General features: G+C 62.6%; 15 protein-coding genes and 2 pseudogenes. 6 read left to right on the top strand and 11 right to left on the bottom strand.

The annotated features are described in order from the left end of the window. Positions 1-128 precede the first annotated feature (128 nt). Together RA167_RS05660 and RA167_RS05665 are read left to right on the top strand one after the other, a co-directional pair. Positions 129-380, top strand: a pseudogene (locus RA167_RS05660) (type II toxin-antitoxin system RelE/ParE family toxin). Between the two features lie 11 nt (positions 381-391). Beyond that, the gene (locus RA167_RS05665) at positions 392-703 is read left to right on the top strand and encodes a HigA family addiction module antitoxin (RefSeq protein WP_076787036.1); all 312 of its coding nucleotides are present in this window, start codon (positions 392-394) and stop codon (positions 701-703) included. Between the two features lie 606 nt (positions 704-1,309). Here RA167_RS05665 and pgi read toward each other — a convergent pair. Together pgi and RA167_RS05675 are read right to left on the bottom strand one after the other, a co-directional pair. Next, entirely contained in the window at positions 1,310-2,935 is a 1,626-nt protein-coding gene (gene pgi / locus RA167_RS05670) for a glucose-6-phosphate isomerase (RefSeq protein ID WP_076787040.1), read from the bottom strand. Between the two features lie 146 nt (positions 2,936-3,081). After that, a complete protein-coding gene (locus RA167_RS05675) occupies positions 3,082-4,674 on the bottom strand; it encodes an NAD(P)H-hydrate dehydratase (protein WP_076787042.1) in 1,593 nt (530 codons plus the stop codon). A gap of 723 nt (positions 4,675-5,397) precedes the next feature. On the opposite strand from RA167_RS05675, the gene purL reads away from it, so the two are divergent. Then, complete coding sequence (gene purL, locus RA167_RS05680) at positions 5,398-9,453, top strand: phosphoribosylformylglycinamidine synthase (RefSeq protein ID WP_076787047.1); 4,056 nt, start codon at positions 5,398-5,400, stop codon at positions 9,451-9,453. A 144-nt stretch (positions 9,454-9,597) separates the two neighbouring features. On the opposite strand, the gene RA167_RS05685 is transcribed toward purL, so the two are convergent. The 5 genes from RA167_RS05685 to RA167_RS05705 all read right to left on the bottom strand — a co-directional run bounded on the left by RA167_RS05685 (position 9,598) and on the right by RA167_RS05705 (position 13,420). Next, positions 9,598-10,377 carry a peptidylprolyl isomerase gene (locus tag RA167_RS05685; RefSeq protein ID WP_076787049.1) on the bottom strand — a complete coding sequence of 260 codons (780 nt, stop codon included), beginning with the start codon at positions 10,375-10,377 and terminating at the stop codon, positions 9,598-9,600. Between the two features lie 9 nt (positions 10,378-10,386). Continuing rightward, positions 10,387-10,695: a BolA family protein gene (locus tag RA167_RS05690; protein WP_076787051.1), complete on the bottom strand. Its 309-nt coding sequence runs from the start codon at positions 10,693-10,695 to the stop codon at positions 10,387-10,389. A gap of 4 nt (positions 10,696-10,699) precedes the next feature. Next, positions 10,700-11,230, bottom strand: coding sequence for a septation protein A (locus tag RA167_RS05695; protein ID WP_076787053.1), 531 nt, complete (start codon positions 11,228-11,230; stop codon positions 10,700-10,702). A gap of 30 nt (positions 11,231-11,260) precedes the next feature. Beyond that, positions 11,261-11,602 carry a peptide-methionine (R)-S-oxide reductase MsrB gene (gene msrB, locus RA167_RS05700; RefSeq protein WP_235090470.1) on the bottom strand — a complete coding sequence of 114 codons (342 nt, stop codon included), beginning with the start codon at positions 11,600-11,602 and terminating at the stop codon, positions 11,261-11,263. A gap of 267 nt (positions 11,603-11,869) precedes the next feature. Beyond that, positions 11,870-13,420, bottom strand: a complete 1,551-nt coding sequence (locus RA167_RS05705; protein WP_076787055.1) for a protein adenylyltransferase SelO — start codon at positions 13,418-13,420, stop codon at positions 11,870-11,872. Between the two features lie 440 nt (positions 13,421-13,860). Between RA167_RS05705 and RA167_RS05710 the strand changes: the two genes are divergently transcribed. The 3 genes and pseudogenes from RA167_RS05710 (at position 13,861) to RA167_RS05720 (ending at position 15,693) form a co-directional block, all read left to right on the top strand. Then, positions 13,861-14,163 (top strand): Dabb family protein, encoded by a 303-nt coding sequence (locus RA167_RS05710; protein ID WP_076787874.1) that lies wholly within the window; start codon positions 13,861-13,863, stop codon positions 14,161-14,163. Beyond that, on the top strand, positions 14,153-14,659 hold the full coding sequence (locus RA167_RS05715; protein ID WP_083706064.1) for a PaaI family thioesterase: 507 nt from the start codon (positions 14,153-14,155) through the stop codon (positions 14,657-14,659). Before RA167_RS05710 ends, RA167_RS05715 begins: the two co-directional genes overlap by 11 nt. Before the next feature lie 22 nt (positions 14,660-14,681). Further along, positions 14,682-15,693, top strand: a pseudogene (locus RA167_RS05720) (NADP-dependent oxidoreductase). Between the two features lie 99 nt (positions 15,694-15,792). Here the strand turns inward: RA167_RS05720 and RA167_RS05725 are convergent. The 4 genes from RA167_RS05725 to RA167_RS05740 all read right to left on the bottom strand — a co-directional run bounded on the left by RA167_RS05725 (position 15,793) and on the right by RA167_RS05740 (position 18,514). Further along, the gene (locus RA167_RS05725) at positions 15,793-16,812 is read right to left on the bottom strand and encodes a YgfZ/GcvT domain-containing protein (RefSeq protein ID WP_083706065.1); all 1,020 of its coding nucleotides are present in this window, start codon (positions 16,810-16,812) and stop codon (positions 15,793-15,795) included. A gap of 162 nt (positions 16,813-16,974) precedes the next feature. Then, positions 16,975-18,027: an integrase gene (locus tag RA167_RS05730; RefSeq protein WP_170872402.1), complete on the bottom strand. Its 1,053-nt coding sequence runs from the start codon at positions 18,025-18,027 to the stop codon at positions 16,975-16,977. Continuing rightward, positions 18,027-18,287: a DUF4224 domain-containing protein gene (locus RA167_RS05735; RefSeq protein ID WP_237573825.1), complete on the bottom strand. Its 261-nt coding sequence runs from the start codon at positions 18,285-18,287 to the stop codon at positions 18,027-18,029. Before RA167_RS05735 ends, RA167_RS05730 begins: the two co-directional genes overlap by 1 nt. Beyond that, positions 18,284-18,514, bottom strand: coding sequence for a hypothetical protein (locus tag RA167_RS05740; protein ID WP_139337115.1), 231 nt, complete (start codon positions 18,512-18,514; stop codon positions 18,284-18,286). Before RA167_RS05740 ends, RA167_RS05735 begins: the two co-directional genes overlap by 4 nt.

An 18,514-nucleotide genomic window follows, 5' to 3' on the forward strand; every position in this document is an offset into this window, starting at 1 on the left:
TTACTGTTGCGCGGGGTAGCACGCCAGTAATCGCGGTGCGAGGCTCGCACTCGCACCGCCGCAAATTGCGAGCTGAGTGCGGCACGCGGGCCTTCGAGGCGTCCAACAAATCGTTTTTGCACAAAGGGTTGCGCGACTTCTTTGAGAAAGGCAGCAAAGCCGGCATCCAGCCGCACCACGCTGCACGGCTCGCCCGTCAGCTACGCCAGCTCGACGATGCAGCCGGACCTGACGACATGAACGTGCCGGGCTGAAAGTTGCATCCGCTGCATGGTGACCTTGAAGGACATTTTTCGGTATGGGTCAATGGCAACTGGCGGATGACGTTTCGCTTCGAAGGTGCCAATGCCGTGCTGGTTGATTACCAGGACTATCATTAGGAGTTGTTTTCATGAGCCGTATGTTCAATCCGCCATACCCCGGCGACACGCTGCGCGAGGACGTGCTGCCGGCGCTTGGCCTGACGGTCACACAGGCTGCGCAGCAGCTCGGCGTCACGCGTTCCGCGCTCTCGCGTGTGCTCAACGAGCACGCTGCGATCTCGCCCGAAATGGCGCTGCGTATCGAGGCATGGCTCGGCGTCGAGCGCGGCGGCCGCGCCGATGTGTGGCTGGCCGGACAGGCCGCCTATGACCTCTGGCAGGCGCGTCATAACAGTGGCAAGCTGCACGTCAAGCATGCCCCGGCCGAACCTACTCGTTGACGGAGAGTGAAACGATAGGGTAGGGGATGTTTCTGGAGGGTATCCAGGTTGGGAAGAGCGTCGTTTCCAGCGTGTTGATGCGCGTTGAAATCGGCGTCGAACACGCGTCCGCGCCTTCACTCAGCCCTATCGGTTGCCGACAGGCCATTTCGGCGTAACGGCGGCACACGAGGCTTGACATCGTTGATCACGGTCGCGATGGCTTGACGCTTCCCGCCTGCGCCGGACAATCCAATGGACGGCACGTGACGATTTGCCAGTTTCGCGAACGGGCTGCTGGCTATGCCGGTGGCAGCGGGTGCAACCAGTTTCGCTGACCGTGGCTGGGCCGGTTCCGTGGCAACGTTAGCCGCCATTTCAGTGCTCCAAAGTAACTTGCCTGAAATACGCCAGTGGTCTATCAGCCCGCTCCTTTTAAGTCCATTGCGTTGATGGTATGCAACGCCCGCCTGCATCGCGGGGACCAGCCGACGCGATTGGTCCCTAAACGAAGCTGTGGGGTGTGTTAATGATAGTCGGATCGCCCAGCAGCGACGCTGATTAATAAGACTTTGGGTCGAAAAGCCTGGATGCCGCACCAGCGCACCGGCATACGATGACGCTTTTTCAGGATCGGAGCTTCGCACGTGCGCGGGCAATCAACGCGCTGGTGGACGAGTCGTGCTTGCGCGGATCGACCGACGACGCGGAGACCAGGTCCGCCTCGACGACCTTGCCGAGCATCTTGCCCAGTTCAACGCCCCATTGGTCGAACGGGTTAATGTTCCACACGGTGGCCTGCACGAGTGTCTTGTGCTCGTACAGCGCGATCAGGGCCCCGAGCGATTGCGGATTCAACTCGTCGAGCAAGATTGTGTTTGTCGGCCGATTGCCCGGGAAAACGATGTGCGGCACGAGTGCTGTCTGATCAGGCCCGGCGATGCGTTCCGCCTCCGACTGCGTGCGCCCCAGCATCAGCGCTTCGCCTTGCGCAAAACAATTCGCCAGCAGTTTTTCGTGATGACCGGGCAGGGGATGCTCGGGCGTGAGCGATACAATGAAGTCGATGGGCACGATCGTTGGCCCTTGGTGCAACATTTGGAAGAACGCGTGCTGGCCGTTCGTGCCAGGTTCGCCCCAGGTCACCGCCGAAGTCGGGTAATCGACGAAATGCCCATCCAGCGTCACGGACTTGCCGTTGCTCTCCATCTCCAATTGCTGCAGGTACGCCGGCAGGAAGTGCAGCGCCTCCGAATAGGGCGCGACAACGTAGCTTTGTGAGCCGAAGAAATTGCGGTACCAGACGCCGAGCAGCCCGAGCAACACCGGCAGGTTGCGCTCCAATGGCGCGTGGCGAAAATGCTCATCCATTAGATGAGCGCCCGCGAGCAATCGATCGAAGTGTTCGGGGCCGATCGCGATCATCACTGACAATCCGACTGCCGACCACAGCGAATAACGTCCGCCGACCCAGTCCCACATCTCGAACACGTTGTCGGGTGCAATGCCAAAACGCACCACTTCCTGCGGGTTCGCCGACACGCCGATAAAATGCCGAGCCAACTGGTCCGGTGCACAGCCGCTACGCAGGAACCAGTCGCGCAGTGAGCGCGCGTTGGTCATCGTCTCCAACGTTGTGAATGTCTTCGATACGACAATCGCCAATGTCTGTTCGGGATCGATCTGTTCCAGCACGCGCTGCAGGTCAACACCGTCGACATTGGACACGTAATGTGTGCGGATTTTCGGTGTTGCGAGGTGATGCAATGCGTGCGCAACCATCTTCGGACCCAGATCCGAGCCTCCGATGCCGATATTGACGACGTGTCGAATCGGCTTGCCGGTGTGGCCCACCCATTGGCCGTTGCGCACCCGCTCAGCAAAAGCCGCCATTTTCGTGCGCTCTGCCTTGATCTGCGCGGCGTACGGCGCATTCGCGTCCGAGGTCCGCAAAGCCGTGTGCAATGCGGCGCGGCGCTCGGTCGGGTTCACGATCTCGCCGGCGAACATCGCGTCGCGTCGCGCCTGCACACCCGTTTCGCGAGCGAGCTGGACGAGCAACGCGATCGTCTCGTCGGTCACGCGGTTCTTCGAGAAATCCAGCGTCAGCCCGCCGCCGCTGACGGTAAAGCGCTCCGCCCGCGTGGGCGCCGGATCGTTCGCGGGGGCGAACCAGTCGCGCATATGAGCATCGCGAATCGATTCATAGTGGGCGGCAAGGGCGGACCAGGCGGGAAGCGAATTCAGGCTCATAGACGTTGCTTGTCTCTGTGACGAAAGGAAAGCCGCCGCCGGTGCGCATGGTGGCGCGTGCCGGCGCGGGCGCTTGTGGATCTGACGCGTTGGCACCAAGTATAACGATGCACGACGACATCTTGGAGTCGTCCGTTCGGCCGCGTTCAATGTGTGTAGAAGCGGGTATTGAGCAGCCGTCGTACCCGCGGTGCAAGCTCGCTAGCGGTGCACCCGGCCGGCCCATCGCCGTCCGCGCACAGTGATTCGGCCGCCGCGCCGTGCAAGTAAACCGCCGTGAGTGCGGCTTCGTACGGCGGCATGCGTTGCGCGGCAAATGCGCTGATCATCCCGCACAGCACGTCACCGGTGCCCCCGGTCGCCAGCGCAGCATTGCCGGTCGGGTTGATCGCCAGCGGCCGACGGCCCGGACTCCACGCGTCGGCAATTACGGTGCCGTTTCCCTTCAGGACCACCACCGCGTTCAGCCGCTCGGCCAAGCGCCGAGCCGCGCCGAACCGGTCACGCTGCACGCTCGCTGCCTCCACATTGAGCAGTCGCGCTGCCTCCAGCGGATGCGGTGTGATGATCGCCGCCGCCTGCCGCTGTGCGAGCCGGGCCGCCAGGCTAGCGTCGTGGGCGAGCAGATTCAGTGCGTCGGCGTCCACGACGATCGGCACGTTCAATGACAGGACGTCGGCGAGCACGCGCGCCGCGCGTTCGTCCCGCCCCATCCCTGGCCCGACGGCCAGTGCGCTCGCCGCATCCAAAGCCAGCGTGTGGATGGGGCTGAGCATCAGTTCCGGATGGACGGGATCATAGGACGGTACGCCATCACCCAGCAAGCCGACATGGATCTTGCCGGCACCACAATACAGGGCAGCCCGCGCGGCCAGGATGGGGGCGCCGCACATGCCTGTTGCGCCGCCGATCACGGCCAGCGTGCCGAACGTGCCCTTGTGCGACGCCAACGCGCGCTCGGGCAGCCGCGACGCGAACAGCGCCGGTGCGTTGAGCATCGATACGCCTGACGGCGGCATGCCTGCTGGTATCGTGAGCGCGGCGGTCAACTCCAGTGGTGCAATACGCACGCGTCCCGCCAGATCTGGCCCGTGTGCGGTGTACAACCCTGGTTTGGCGCCAATGAACGTTAAGGTGTCGGTGGCGCGCACCGCAGTGCCGCCATGGGCCACGTTGCCGGTATCGCTGTCCAACCCGCTCGGCACATCGAGCGCTAGCACGCGCACACGTTGGCGCGCATGCTCGGACAGCAACGCGGCGATGCGCGCGAAATCGCCCTCTAACGGCCGGCCCAGGCCGATGCCGAACAACCCGTCGAGCGCCCAATCAAACCCCTGCAGCGTATCCGGAATCGTCGTACTGATCGGCACACCAGCTTCGCGCGCGCGTTGCAACGCCCAGCGCGCGTCGTCCGGGACCACCTCGCACGGCATGCATACCTGCACGCGCACGCCGGCGCGATGCAACTCGCACGCGGTGACCAATGCATCGCCGCCGTTGTTGCCGGGCCCCACTGCAATCCACGCGGCGCGCACCGGCACTTCGTCGTAGAGCAGCACGGACGCGGCTGCATGGCCAGCACGCGCCATCAACGTGTGGGTGGGCAGAGAACGGGTAGCCTGCGCCTCGATTAGGCGCAGTGAAGCCACGTCGTACAGCGGCACCGCGCGCTCACGCGCATCGATTAACGATGCAGCGCGCACGCTGTGCCCGGCGGCGGATAGAACAGGATCAGTCATGCGAGGCCTTCAATGAGCAACGAAGGGGCCAGGCGCCGACGCACGGGCGCACGAGCCGGCCGTCGATGGTGCTAGCCGGCGAGGCGCCCAGGCGAGGGCGCCGCCAGCGACGCAACCGGCAAAGCCGGCGATTCCCCCGACACCAGGTCTGCTATCACTGTAACAGAGCGAGGCGACAGGGCTGTGCGCGCAATCGACGAACACTCGCGGGTGGGCCGTCGCGCCGACCAGCAGCAGTCCGTCGGGCGACAGCAGCACCATATCGCTCCAGTTCAGCGCCGCGCAAATGCGCGCGGCGCTTGGGATCCACCGATGCGCGGCCCTGTTCGAGCAGTGAGATCGCCTATTCCGTGAAGGCCGCGGGTGGCATTGCGTCTGCGTGGCGCCCGCTGCGCAGCAGCAGCGCACCGGCGATCCGCACGCGCTCGCCGAGTCGCATGATCGTGATCTGGCGCGTTACGTCGATGACCGAGACTGGGGCGCGAATTCCGGGTATGCAATCGGCGCAGTCAGCGCGTGGATCCGTGCGCTGGCGGGGCCGGCGCACCGCGCGAAGGCGCGCAATCATAGCATTGGCGCTGCCGGCCGCGAGCGCTGTCGCGGTCGGCGGGCGCAGCGCGGTATAATTGCGGTTTCCCCCAGCGCGTGGCGCCATGCCGCCCGGCATACCGCGCAGCGTGCTTTGGTCGACAAGACGATCAGCAACCTTCGATGCAACGCCCCATGGCTCACTTCTCGTGCTTCCCCGGCGCTTCGGCACTGTCCGATTTCCGTCAGAACCGCCTCTTGCAAACACTGCAGGCCATCGAACCGGCCGTGGTCGGCGTGCGTGCGCGCTACGTTCATTTCGTTTATGCGTCTGCTGGGCTCGGCGATGCCGACACGGCGCGGCTCGCCGCGTTGCTCGAGTACGGCGAGCCGGCGCCGGCTGATGATGGCGGCGAAACCTTCTTGGTGATTCCGCGGCTTGGCACGATTTCGCCATGGGCGTCGAAGGCCACCGATATCGCCCGGCACTGCGGGCTGGACAACGTGCACCGCATCGAGCGCGGCATTGAGTACGCGGTGACGCTCAAGAGCGGCCTGTCCGGGCTGCTCGGCACGAAAAAGACGTTGAGCGGCGCGGCGTGGGCCCAGGTCGCAGCGGTGCTGCATGATCGGATGACCGAAAGCGTGGTGGCCACCCGTGACGAGGCGTGCCAGCTGTTCGACATGCTGCCCGGCAAGCCGCTGCAGTCGGTGGACGTGATCGGTCAGGGACGGGCCGCGCTGGCGGCGGCCAATGCCGAACTCGGACTCGCGCTTGCCAACGACGAGATTGACTATCTAGTCGACGCGTTCACGAAGCTCGCGCGCAACCCAACGGACGTGGAACTGATGATGTTCGCGCAGGCCAACAGCGAGCATTGCCGGCACAAGATCTTCAACGCGCAGTGGACGATCGACGGCCAATCGCAGGACATGTCGCTATTCCAGATGATCAAGAATACGCACCGGCTCAGCGGCCAACGCACGATCGTCGCGTATTCGGACAACGCTGCGGTGATGGAGGGTGGCCTCGCACAGCGCTGGTTCGCCAGCGGCGACACGCAGCGCTATGCGCCAATGGAGGCGCTGACGCACACGCTGATGAAAGTCGAGACGCATAACCACCCGACGGCGATTTCGCCGTTCCCGGGGGCGGCGACGGGCGCCGGCGGCGAGATTCGCGACGAGGGTGCGACCGGACGCGGCGCGCGGCCCAAGGCCGGGCTGACCGGCTTCTCGGTGTCCAATCTGGAGTTGCCGGACGCCATCGAGACATGGGAAAACGCGCGCGACGCCGCGCAGCCGCTCGCCGAGCGTTGTCCCGATGACGCCGCCGGCCGCTATGGCCGGCCCGAGCGCATTGCGTCGCCGCTGCAGATCATGATCGATGGGCCGATCGGCGGCGCCGCGTTCAACAATGAGTTCGGCCGACCCAATCTGGGCGGTTATTTCCGCGTCTACGAGCAGAACATCGGCGGGCGCGTACGCGGCTATCACAAGCCGATCATGATCGCTGGCGGCATCGGCAATATCTCGCACGCGCATACGCACAAGCACGACGTACCGGCCGGCGCGCTGCTGGTGCAGATCGGCGGTCCCGGCATGCGCATCGGCATGGGCGGTGGCGCAGCCAGTTCAATGGCCACCGGGGCCAACACCGCCGAACTCGATTTCGATTCGGTGCAGCGAGGCAACCCGGAGATCCAGCGCCGCGCGCAGGAAGTCATTAACGCGTGCTGGCAACGCGGGGACGACAATCCGATCCTGTCGATTCACGACGTCGGCGCGGGCGGCTTGTCCAATGCGTTTCCGGAAATCGTCGACGGTGCCGGCAAGGGAGCTCGCTTCGAATTGCGACGCGTGCCGCTCGAGGAGAGCGGGTTGTCGCCGCGCGAGATCTGGTCGAACGAGGCGCAGGAGCGGTACGTGCTCGCGATCGCGGCCGATGGTCTGCCCGCGTTCGAGGCGATCTGCCGGCGCGAACGCTGCCCGATGGCGGTGGTCGGTGTTGCGACCGACGAACGTCAGTTGCAATTGATCGACGATGCTGTGGCCGATGCCGCCGACCCGGCGCGCATGCCGGTTGACATGCCAATGGACGTGCTGCTCGGCAAGGCGCCGCGGATGCATCGCGACGTCACGCGCGTGCATCGCACGTTTGCGCCGGTGGAGGTCACCGGCTTGAGCCTGTCGGACGTGGCCGCGCAGGTACTGAGGCATCCGACTGTCGCCAGCAAGTCCTTTCTGATCACGATCGGCGACCGCACGGTTGGCGGCCTGTCCGTGCGCGACCAGATGGTCGGCCCTTGGCAGGTGCCGGTGGCCGACTGTGCGATTACCGCGATGGACTATGCCGGGTTCCGTGGCGAAGCGATGACCATGGCAGAGCGCACGCCGCTCGCGGTGATCGATGCACCGGCCTCGGGACGTATGGCTGTCGGCGAAGCGATCACGAACATTGCTGCCGCGCCAATTGCGTCGCTGGATCGTCTAAAACTGTCGGCGAACTGGATGGCCGCATGCGGCAGTGCCGGCGAGGACGCCGCGTTGTTCGACACCGTCAAGGCGATTGGCATGGAGTTGTGCCCGGCGCTGGGCATCGACATTCCGGTCGGCAAGGACTCGTTGTCAATGCGCACGCAGTGGCGCGAGGACGGCGTCGACAAGGAGGTCGTCGCGCCGGTGTCGCTGATCGTTTCCGCATTCGCGCCCGTGGAGGACGTACGCAGCCATCTGACGCCGCAGTTGCGCAACGTGGCCGATGTCGGCGACTCGGTGCTAATCCTGATTGATCTGGGTCGCGGGCGCAACCGTCTCGGCGGCAGCATCCTCGCACAGGTCACGCAGCAGGTCGGCGACAGTGTGCCGGACGTGGACGATGCACCGGACTTAAAGCGCTTCTTCGACGCGATTCAGTTGCTCAACCGCGACGGCCGGCTGCTCGCGTATCACGACCGCTCCGATGGCGGCCTATTTGCGACGGTGGCGGAGATGGCTTTTGCTGGTCATGTCGGCGTGTCATTGAACGTGGATATGCTCACGCTCGAGCAGGGACACGAGTTCGACTATGGTGATGCAAAGGACTGGGCGCGCCAGACAGCCGGACGCCGCGACGACCTGACGCTGCGCGCGTTGTTCTGCGAAGAGCTAGGCGCGGTGCTGCAGGTGCGCGCCGTCGAGCGCGATGGCGTGCTGGCGACGCTGCGCGAATTCGGTCTATCGGGCGCGAGCCACGTGATTGGCAAGTTGAACGAGCGCGACGTGATTGAGATCTATCGCGACGCGAAGAAGATCTACGAGGCGCCCCGTACCGAACTGCACCGAATCTGGAGCGAAGTCAGTTGGCGCATTTCGCGGCTGCGCGACAATCCCGCGTGCGCGGACGCCGAGTATGAGGCGTTGAGCGATGCGTCGGATCCGGGCATCGTGCCGCACCTGACGTTCGACCCGCAAGAGGACGTCGCGGCGCCGTTCATCTCGAGTGGCAAGCGGCCACGCGTGGCCATCTTGCGCGAACAAGGGGTGAACTCGCATCTGGAAACTGCTTACGCGTTCCACCGCGCCGGCTTCGACGCGCACGACGTGCATATGAGCGATCTGATCGAGGGGCGCGCCGATCTGGCGCAATTTGCCGGTGCGGTAGCGTGCGGCGGGTTCTCATACGGCGACGTACTGGGCGCCGGCGAGGGCTGGGCGAAGACGATTCGCTTCAATGCACGCTTGTCGGACATGTTTGCCGCGTTCTTTGCGCGTCCCGATACGTTTGCGCTCGGCATCTGCAATGGCTGCCAGATGATGAGCAGCCTCGCGTCGATGATTCCTGGCGCGCAAGCATGGCCGCGTTTCGTGCGCAACCGCTCCGAGAAGTTCGAGGCACGCTTTTCGTTTGTGCAAATCGAAAAATCGCCTTCGATTTTCTTCGCCGGGCTCGAGGGCTCCCGCCTGCCTGTCGCTGTGGCGCACGGCGAAGGCTATGCGGACTTTTCGCAACAAGGAGATCTGTCGAGCGTACAGGTCGCGATGCGCTATATTGACCATCACGGCGTGATAACCGAGCGTTACCCGTTCAACCCGAACGGCTCGCCGCAAGGCATTACGTCGGTGACTACGCCGGACGGTCGTTTTACCGTCCTCATGCCGCACACCGAGCGCGTACACCGAACCGTGCAAATGAGCTGGCATCCGCAAGAGTGGGGCGAGGCAAGCCCGTGGCTGCGGCTGTACCGTAATGCGCGGCGCTGGATCGGTTGATTGGACGCGCATCGTGCCGGCCACCTTTATCGCGGCGTTGGATAAGCCAATCGTTGGATAAGCCAATGGCCGCCTGCTGGGCGGCCATTGGTAAGCTGGGACGCGCCACCACCCAGTATGAGGGTGGCGGCAACCTCACTCATACTACTGAATCTTCGCGTGCTGGCGGAGTTCGGCGTTGAATTGCTGCAGCTTTTCCTGTGTCAGTTGCTGCGCCACTTGCGTCTTGACCTGGTCCAGCGGGGGCGGCTGGATCGCCCGCGAGTCGTCGAGCCGGATAATATGCCAGCCAAACTGCGTATGGACGGGGGCCGGCGTCACTTCGCCCTTTTTCAGCTTACCCGCTGCGTCCGCGAACTCGGGAACATAGCTTTGCGGGTTCGCCCAGTCTAAATCTCCACCGTTCTTGGCCGAGCCCGGATCCTTCGAATATTGCTTCGCAAGCTCCTCGAAGCTTGCACCCGCCTTGATTTTGGCGATTAGATCCTTCGCCTGCTGCTCGTCCGGCACCAGGATGTGATGCAAGTGCAGCTCGTTACCACCGGCCTGCTTGATCAACTGCTCATAGCGCGCCTTGATTTCGTCGTCGCTCGGCTTGTTGTTCTTCAGGAAATCCTCAATCAGCGCGCGGATCACGACGCTCTGGTCGGCCAGCGCAATCTGCGCCTTCACGTCGGGCCGGTTCGCGATGCCGCGCCGCAGCGCTTCCTTCATCAGCAACTCGCGATTGACCAGTTCCTCGCGGACCATCACCTGCAGCTGCGGCGAGTCCTGTTGCCCTTGGCGCGTCAGCTCCTTGACCAGCGCGTCGGCGTGCGCCTTCGGTATTGGTGTGCCATTAACTACGGCAATGTTCTGGGCAAATGCGGGTGCCGCTACGCAACCTGCGAGCGCTGCCCACAAGCGGGCTTTTCTCAAGATCATCAGAACGTCCTAACGGGGAGACGAATGGAATTCTTCTGGCGTGTATGCATTGATCGACAGCGCGTGGATACCGCGCTGCATCGCATCAGAGAGCGCATCATACACTAGCCGGTGCCGCGCCACCCGGGTATGGCCGTCGAACGCGGCCGAAACGACGGTCACTGTATAGTGACCGCCGGCAACCGCGCCGGCGTGTCCGGCATGTTGTGCGCTGTCGTCGCGGATCTCCAGTGTAAGCGGCGACAGGGCGGCGCCTAGGCGCGCGCGGATCAGCGCGATGCGCTGCTCGGCCGAGGCGGTCAAGAATACATCGGTCATCAGCTTATTCTTCCTTCATGTGCCGGGCGAGCCACAGACTCTGCGCGACGATGAACACGAGCATCGCGCCAGTCGTGCCAAACAGCTTGAAGTCGACCCAGGTATCGGTCGAGAACCGGTACGCGACAAACAAGTTGGCGGTGCCCAGTGCCGCGAAGAACAGCGCCCAGGCGACGTTGAGTTGGTCCCAGATCGGCGAGGGCAGTTTGATTTGCGCGCTCACTGCTTTCTGAATCAGATTCTTGCGCAGCACAAATTGCGAAAACAGCATCGCCAGCGAAAATGCCCAGTACAGCACGGTCGGTTTCCACTTGATAAACGTGTCGTTATGCAGCACCAGGGTCGCGCCGCCAAATACGACAACGATCGCCAGGCTCACCCACAGCATCGGATCGACGCGCCGATGGCGAAACGCCGACCACGTGACCTGCACTAGCACGGCGGCGATCGCCACGCCGGTTGCGACATAGATGTTCCAAACTTTGAATGCAACGAAAAAAAGCGCGATGGGCAGCAGGTCAAACAGGAGTTTCATGGTGGCGGGATCTGGCAAACGGGCATCGGTTTAGCTGGGATCGAATTGTAACGCAGCCGAGTTGATGCAATAGCGCAACCCGGTCGGCGCGGGGCCATCGTTGAACACGTGCCCGAGGTGCGCGTCGCACACGTTGCAGCGCACCTCGATGCGCAGCATGCCATGCGAGCGGTCCGTCTTCTCGATAATGACCTCGCCATGGATTGGCTTGAAGTAGCTGGGCCAGCCGCAGCCTGCATCGAACTTCGTCGACGATTCGAACAGCGGCGTGCCACAGCAAACGCAATGATAGACGCCGCGTTCCCAGTGATCCCAGTACGCGCCGGTAAACGGGCGCTCGGTCGCCGCGCGGCGGGTGACCTCGAAAGCCATCGGCGCGAGTTGCTCGCGCCACTCGGCATCGGACTTGCGCACCGTATGTTGTGCCGCCGCCGCGAGCGGCTCGCCTGCCGCCGCGCTACACGAGACCGGGTGCGCCGGGTCTGTCAGGCCGGAAGGGTTGCGGATATCAGCCATGATGGAATGCCTCCTGCTAATGAACGAGTGTGGACACACTTGTTGGCGACGACCATGCGAATCGTGCCGCCGTCACCCGTGCGGCTGCCGTAGCGATGGTCGTGTGCATCACACGGCAGCCGCTCAGGACGAACAACTCACCGAAAGCGACGCGGCCCAATCCGGCGGCAGGGCCGCGTAGGCTTCATACTCGAGTTGCTCGTCGAACGGGTGCGACAAGACCTGCAATAGCCGCGCAATTTCGGTGAAATCCTTTTCGTTCGCTGCGCGGACCGCCTGTTCAGCCAAATGGTTGCGTAGAACGTATTTCGGATTGACGCGGTTCATCGCCGCGCGACGCGTCGCATCGTCTGCGGGCTCGGTTTTCAGCCGCTGTCGATAAGCGGCTGCCCATGCATCGAACGCAGCACGATCGACGAACAAGTCCCGCACGGGTGCGTCACCGGAAGCATCGTGCCGGCGCACACCGGCCATGCGCCGAAAGGTCAATGTGAAGTCGGCGTGATTCGCGTGCATAAGCGCCAACAGACGATTAATCAATGCGACATCGTCCGGTTCGGCCGTGGTCAGTCCAAGTTTGGCACGGAAACGTGCCTCCAGTGCTGGGCCGAAGTGGGCTTGGTATTCCTGCAGCGCATCGCGTGCATCCACGATCGCACGCTCATCCCCGGCCGTGCCCCGGTGCGCGCCGATCAGTGGCAAGAGCGCCTGCGCCAGACACATCAAATTCCAGCGGCCCACGTGCGGCTGTTGCTGGTACGCATATCGCCCAGACGTGTCGGAGTGGTTGCAGATATGGTTTGCGTCGAAGCCGTCGATGAAGCCGAACGGCCCATAGTCAATCGTTAGTCCAATGATCGACATGTTGTCCGTATTCATTACGCCATGGCAGAAACCCACGGCTTGCCAATGCGCTATCAACGCGGCCGTGCGCTCGCAGACGGCCGCCAGCAATGCGAGGTAGGGATCCTGCACATCGCGGCAGAACGGGAATGCATGCTCGATCACATGGTCTGCGAGCCGACGCAACGCTTCCACTTGCCCAGTCGAATAGAAGTGCTCGAAATGGCCAAACCGAATGAATGTGGGCGCGACACGCGTCGTGACTGCCGCCGTTTCCACCGTCTCGCGATAGACTGGTGCGTCTGAGCCGATCACACACAACGCGCGCGTGGTCGGAACGCCGAGAAAGTGCATCGCCTCCGAGCACAGGAATTCGCGGATCGAAGAGCGCAGCACCGCCCGACCATCGCCCATGCGTGAGTAGGGGGTCCGGCCACCGCCCTTAATCTGTATTTCCTGGGGCTGTCCGCGATGCTCGGTCTCGCCGAGCGTCAACGCGCGTCCGTCGCCGAGTTGGCCGGCCCAGACGCCGAACTGGTGGCCGGAATACACGCTGGCGAAGGGCAACGCCGCGTGCTCCAGGTATCGCGTCAGATTACCGCAGAAGTAGTCAGCGAATGCGGGGTCGGTCAGTGCTGCGGCACTCAGGCCGAGTTCATGCGCGAGGTCGGTGGAAACAGCGACCACATACGGATCGGGCAACGGCGCGGCGCTTTGCCGCGTGAGGAACTGCGTGCCAAGCTGGGAGAACGCGCCGGGCCGATTCGGATCGATTGCGCCCGCGAATGCCGGCTGTTTGTGAACAACGGTGTCGCTTTGGGAAAACGCCATGAGCGCTCCGGTGTCGTATCAGCTTCTATTGTAAATCGTCTGTCGTTGGCTTGCCGATCCTTAGCGAGCCGTGTGAGCATGGCAATGCCGTAGCCCACGATTGTACTGATGGACCGAAATGCATCATAAGACGACACGATGCGCACCTTTACTCGCTAGATGAAGGGTAGTTAGTTCAGGTAGCGGATAATTCGTTGTGGGTCTCGTCGTTGATCGCGCATGCAGTGCGGCATTTCAGCGATGTCAAGATTGTGTTCCAACGCATCGACGGGGCGCCCATGCACGATGGCTGCCACGCGGCCGCCGCATGGCGGCATGCGACAGAATCGCCGATCAGAGGCAAAATGGCGGGCTTGCTGGTTCACCCCGCGACGCGATGATCGCCGCGTCGCGATGCAATGCAAGTTCAAATTGTCGGATCAGCGGCCAAGGAGGCAGATGTGCTGAAACATATTGTCATGTGGAAATTGAAGGAGCAAGCCGAAGGTGCGGATCGCGCAACGAACGCAGTCCGACTGAAAGCGATGCTTGAAGGCTGTCGAAACATCGTGTCCGGCATGCGCCGCTTCGAGGTCGGCATCGCGACGCCGGGGCTCGAGGCGACCTATGACGTGGTGCTCGTGTCCGAGTTCGATGACAAGGCCGCGCTTGAGGCCTATGCAGTCCATCCCGAGCACGAGAAAATCAAGGCGTTTGTTGCGAGTGTACGCGACGCGCGGCAGTGCATCGACTATGAAGCCTAATACCGCGCCCGTGGCGAACGATACACCGCCGGCCGCAGTGCAAGCGCTGAGCAGTCCATTCGTCGACCATCTGGGCGTACGGCTCGTCCAGGCGGCGCACGGGCACAGCGAGGTGGTGCTGCCACTCACGGCGTTGCACCTGAATACATGGGACGTCGCGCACGGCGGCGTGACGATGACGCTGCTCGACGTGGGCCTGGCACTGGCCGCGCGCTCGTTGAGTAGCGGCGCGGGCGTGGTCACCGTCGAGATGAAGACCAACTTCATGCAACCCGGACGCGGCGAACTTCGGGCCCGGGCGCGGGTGCTGCACCGCTCCGCGACAATGGCTTATTGTGAGGGTGAGGTGCATGATAGCGACGGACGCTTCGTCGCCAAGGCGCTGGGCACGTTCAAGTACCTGAGCGCATTAGCCGTAGGTCGCGAGATCACCCACCAGCGGGTGGTACCGCAACCGGCTGTGCCGGACGCCGACCCGGCGCCGACGCACGACTGACGTTCACCCCCAGGACGGAGATATGAGTGCATCGAATCAAGCAGCAGTGAATCACCAGATTTGGCTAGTGTCGCGTCCGGCCGCAGAGCCGTCGCACGACAATTTCCGGCTCGTGCAAATGCCGCTGGAGCCACTCGCGCCTGGCCAGGTTCGCGTCCGCAATCATTACCCGTCCCTCGATCCGTACATGCGCGGCCGCAGGAGCGACGCGAAATCGTATGCGCCGCCGCAGCCGTTGGAGCAAGTCATGCTCGGCGGCACGGTCGGTGAGGTCGTGGAATCGACCCCTCCGCAATGGCACGTCGATGACAAGGGGCTGGCGAAGTTTGGCTGGCAGGAATATGGCACGTCAGATGGCACTGACATGGAAAAGATCGACGACACGCGCGTGCCTTTGTCCGCCTATCTCGGCCCGGTCGGCATGCCGGGCGTCACCGCCTGGTACGGGCTGAACCGGATCATTGCGCCCCGGCCGGGCAGCACAGTAGTGGTCAGCGCGGCCAGTGTTGCGGTCGGCAGTGTCGTCGGCCAGTTGGCCAAGCTGAGCGGCGCGCGCGGTCGGCATCGCAGGAGGCGCAGACAAGTGCCGCTACGTCGTCGAGACGCTCGGCTTCGATGCGTGCATTGACTATAAGGCAGCCGATTGGTACCAGGACTTGCAACGCGCGACGCCGGATGGTGTCGATGGCTGCTTTGAAAACGTTGGCGGCGTGGTGTTCGACGCAACGCTTACGCGGATGAATCCATTCGGCCGCATCGCGCTATGCGGGATGATCGCGGGCTACAACGGCGAGTCCGCGCCGCTCAAGCATCCGGCGCTGATCGTCACGCAGCGGCTGTGCGTGCAGGACTTCATCGTCTCGGAGCACCTCGACGTATGGCCGCAGGCGCTGCGCGAACTTGGCGAATGGGTGGCCGCCCAATGCTTACACTATCGCGAAAGCATCGCAGAAGGCCTGGACAGTGCGGTGGATGCCTTCATCGGCTTATTCAAAGGCCGCAATTTTGGCAAGCAGCTGGTTAAGCTGGTCTAAGCGCGCGCCAGGCACGGATACGGCGTGGGCGCGCACGCAGTTGGCGTCTCATTGGCGCCTGACGCGGATCGCAGTCCGTTTGCCTCTGCGTCGGACCGCTCAAGGCGCTTGCGTCGGCAGCGGGTACGGCAGCGGTAAAAACGCCAGCGTTGGGCCGTGCGGAGAGCCGACGTGGATCGAGCCGGTATCGAGTGCGCCAAGCTTAAGCTGGACCAGGCAATCGACACCGCCTTCGGGAGCCGCAGCGGCATTGACTACCATCCCGCACGGCTGGCTAGGGTCCTCCGAATGAAACACCTCGACGCCGGCGTGCGCCTGCGCGGCGTGTGCCAGCACCGTGCGGCGCTTGATCGTGCCGCGATACTGAGAACGGGCGACCACTTCCTGCCCCGGATAGCAGCCCTTGCGGAAGTTGACGCCACCGACTAGTTCGAAATTTATCATCTGCGGCACGAACTGCTCGCTCGTCGCGGCATTCACACGCGGCTCGCCCGCGCGGATGTCAAGCCAGTCCCACAGTGCGGGATCGGCCCGTCGCGCGCGATGCGTCGCATCCAGTGCGGCAAGCTTCGCCTCAACTGCGGCCTTCGGCCCGACCCACAAGAAACGGGGCATGCTGTTCGCATCCGGCATGCGGATCAATTCCCCGCAGGCCGCGTCAATCTTCACGTGCACGCCGTCGGGCAACGCGTCGAAACACTGCGATAGCGCGGCACGGACATCGCCGGCAAAGCCGACCACGGCAAGGCCGTCGGTGGCGTTGATCAGCCGCGCTTTCGCACGTAGCACGAACATCGACAATCGCTTCTGAAGCGGCGCGACCAGATCCGCGGAAACCAGCATGCGCACCGCATCGCCGGCACGCCAAACCAGCAACGTGGCAAGCAGTCGCCCCTTGGGTGAACAAAAGCCGGCCAGCCGCACGCTGCCTGCTTCGAGCGTTTGAATATCATTGGTCAATTGACCATGCAGGAAGCCCGCTGCGTCGTCGCCGTGCACATCGATCACGCCGAACTGGTCGAGCACTATATAAGCACCCCGTTCAGCGTGAAGCGCGTCGAACGCGTCGGTGTCACGCCCCGCATCGCCTGGCCCGATGGCTTTAGAGAATGTATTCATGTTCAAGCTGCGTTGTCAATTCTGACTTTGGCTTAGGCAAGCAAGTATTATATGCTTTCTGGCTATATTGGCGATATCCGCCAATGGCACACCCGGCAAGGCTTTCAGCCATTCCGGATTAGATGCCTTGTGCCATAGAATAGGCCGTGTGCCATAGATTGATTATCGTAGCGGTCTGACGCGCTCAGGTTTGCGGCGATAAATCCGTTCTGTAACCTTGCCGTCAGCGTGTGCTAACAAGCGGCGGGCGTGCTCTAACGTCTGTGCATCACTGGCGCACTTCGCGCGCAGGTCATGTTCAGTGAATCGCTCTTTGATTTTTGTGACCCTGAGGACCTTGTTCATAAAGTTGTGCCACATCCCGTCCCATCCCCTGGCGAGTCCGTTTTCTTCGTTGTAATAGCACGCGCCCCGGCCTGTGCAGAAGAGCCACGGTGCAACATGGACCGGACGCGCGGCCTTGGCTGCGGCAACCGCAGCACGTAGCTCATCGGACCACTCAATGATTAGCTGCTTTCCGGTGGAGCTTTTGGTCTTGCCGGGTGTCACATGAATGCCATCTTCCTTGAGACTGGATTCCGTAATACGCAACAGGTCGCCGCGTCGCAGGCCGGTAAGAAGCTTGATTCGGATATACGCCTGGATCGCACGAACGCTTCCTGATTTCCGGCGCGCAGGCAGCGACAGGCACTCGATGATTTCCCAGTCTTCAATGTACCGGTCACGTGGCTTTTCGCCTTTGAGACGCACTTCGCCCTTGAACGGGTGCCGATCAAGATAGCCCCACTCAACGGCTTTCGTGTACGCGTGCGACAGCACTGCGACTTCGCGCCGGGCAGCGACTTTTGCTATCCGCTTATCGAGGTATTGATAGACGTGCCTTGGTTTCAGCGATGCGAGGGGCACGTTGCCCAACACCGCGCGTAGCCGCTTCAGCGCGACAGCATTGTTTGTCTGCGTGGTGACCTTTTTTGTAGGCACGACTTGGAGCGCGTAGCGCTCAAGCAGATCGCCGATCGTTCTGGCATCGTCAATGTGCTTGATGCGTTCCGCCCATGTACGATAGGCTTCGGGTAATGTCTTGCCAAGCTGGAAAGACTGCTTACCATCCCAAGCAGCTTCGTGCCCCGTGGGTACACGGTAATAATATGCACCGTGCAAAAATCGCCAGCGCTTTGGAAGTCCCTTGTTTTCTTTGTTCCTTGGTTTAGGCATTACGCAGCGCTCCAGTTCGCATCAATATCACGGTCGTCGCGGAGCGTGACACATGCGACGCCGAGGATTTGTTCGACGTGAAGGCGCGACACGATGAGGCGTCCGTCTGCTCGAACCTTGTGTTCGATGCCCATCATGCGCAGGGTTGTTTCCTGTGCGGAACGCTTGCTGCGACCGGTCAATTCGACCAGTTCGTCCTGTGTGAGAAACATGGGTCTTGGCAGGGTTTGGGGGATGTGGATGGCATTGCTGTTTTTCATATCACGCTTTTTCTCCAACCCATGCCAGGTTTTTTATCGCCCACTGCCTTTTTTTGTTTCCTCCAGCCGGGCGAGAAGTGGTTTGTCAGATAGCGCCCGCAGACACATGCGAACGAGATAAGCACACGAATGCGCAAGAGTTTCACGCCAGGCTCTTCAATAAATTGATCATTGATAAGTTCGAATTTCTTGACAATGGTCATGCCTTCACCGTTCGGGTTGTTCAC

The sequence above is a fragment of the Mycetohabitans endofungorum genome (assembly GCF_037477895.1).
Lineage (GTDB): Bacteria > Pseudomonadota > Gammaproteobacteria > Burkholderiales > Burkholderiaceae > Mycetohabitans.